The organism is Streptomyces sp. NPDC001493, assembly GCF_053597235.1.
On the sequence record NZ_JBSFHV010000065.1, the window covers coordinates 1 to 2,102 of the forward strand.

Genomic DNA, 2,102 nt, shown 5'->3' on the forward strand with positions numbered 1-2,102 from the left:
AACCAAATCAAAATCCGCGGCTTCCGCATCGAACCCGCCGAAATCGAAACCGCCCTCCTCACCCACCCCCACATCACCCAAGCCACCGTCACCACCCACAACAAACAGCTCGCCGCATACATCGTCACCAACACCCCCACCACAGACCTGAACGACATCCGCCGCCACCTCACCGCGCGGCTCCCCGAACACCTCGTCCCCACCCACCTCACCACCCTCGACAAACTCCCCCTCACCCCCAACGGCAAAATCGACAAGCGAGCTCTCCCCGAACCCGCTGCGGTAGCGTCGGGCGGTCGTACCCCGCGCAACCCGCTCGAAGAGACCCTGACCAGCCTCTTCACCAGCACGCTCGACACGCGGACCGACCTGTCGATCGACGACGACTTCTTCCAGCTCGGTGGGCATTCCATCCTCGCGGCCCGCCTCACCAACCGGATCGCCCAGGCCCTGGGCGTTCGGCTGACCATCCGGGACGTCTTCGAGAACCCGACGGTGGTGCGGCTCGCGGAGAAGGTCGGCGCGGAGAAGGGCCTTCCGGCGTTGCCTCCGCTGTCCGCCACCGGGGGTCCCGACGAGGGGCCGGCGCCGATGTCCTTCGCCCAGCGGCGGCTGTGGCTGCTGGCGGACCTGGAGGGCGGCAGCACCGCGTACAACGTGCCGATGGCGGTGCGTCTGGAGGGCGCGCTGAACGTCGATGCCCTTGATGCGGCCCTCAACGACGTGGTCGAGCGGCATGCGCCCCTGCGGACCCTGTTCGAGACGGTCGACGGCGAACCGCGGCAGCGCGTCCTCCCCGCCACGCAGGCCCGGGTGGTGATCCAGCACCGCGAGGTGACGCCGGACGCACTGGACCGAGCCGTGGACGAGGCCGGCCGTCACGTCTTCGACCTCCGCGCCGAACTCCCGCTCACCGTCACGCTCTTCCGCCTCGACGAGACGACACACCACCTGGTGATCGTGCTGCACCACATCGCCACGGACGGCGAGTCCGGCACCGTGTACTTCACGGACCTCGCCCACGCCTACACGGCCCGGAACGCGGGTTCCGAGAGCAACCAGGTGCTGGAGCCGCTCCAGGTGCGTTACGCGGATTACGCGGTATGGCAGCAGCGGGCACTGGGCTCGCCCGACGACACCGAGAGCGTCCTCTCGCAGGAACTCGCCTTCTGGCGCGAGACCCTGGAAGGACTGCCGGAGGAACACACGCTCAACCTCGACCGCCCCCGCCCCGCACAGGCCTCGCACCGCGGCGGAACGGTCGAAGTCGCCCTGGAAGGTGACCTGTTCGAGCACGTCGGCGCACTGGCCCGGGCCGAGGGATGCACCCCCTTCATGGTCGTGCACGCGGCACTCGTCGCCGCACTGACCCGACTCGGCGCAGGAACCGACCTCGCCATCGGAACCCCCGTCGCCGGCCGCACCGACGAAGCCCTCCGCGACCTCGTCGGCTTCTTCGTCAACACCCTCGTCCTCCGCACTCACACCAGCGACAACCCCACCTTCCGCCAGCTCCTCGAACACATCCGCACCACCGACCTCGACGCCTTCGCCCACCAGGACGCACCCTTCGACCTCGTCCTCGACACCCTCAACCCCACCCGCACCCTCACCCGCCACCCCCTCTTCCAGATCTGCCTCACCCTGGAGACCGGCACCCCCGTGCTCGATCTGCCGGGTGTCCGGCCGGGACACGTCCGGACGTTCGCCAACGGGTCCGCCAAGTTCGACCTGGAGTTCCTGCTCCGCTCGGACGACGGTCGGGGACTGTGCGGCATGGTCGTCTTCGCGGAGGATCTGTTCGACCACTCCACCGTCCGGCGCATGGTGACCGTGCTGGGTGAGGTGCTGCGCCAGGCGGTGGCCAACCCGGAGACCCGCCTCGCCGAGTTGGAGGTGCTGTCGGGGGCCGAGCGGGAGCTGCTGCTCGGCTCGTGGGCCGGGCCCGTGGCCGACCGGGACGACGTCTCGCTCGTGGAACGGTTCGAGAAGCAGGTGGCCCGGTTCCCGGAGGCCGTCGCGCTGATCGACGGCGACCGGCGGATCACCTACGGAGAACTGAACGCATCCGCCAACCGCTGGGCCCACCACCTGCGTTCACA

General features: G+C 69.2%; 1 protein-coding gene. It reads left to right on the forward strand.

What is annotated here, in order from left to right; translation table 11 throughout:
• Window positions 1-2,102: condensation domain-containing protein (locus ACWCWD_RS37020; protein ID WP_450780041.1), on the forward strand; the 2,102-nt coding region annotated here is incomplete at both ends.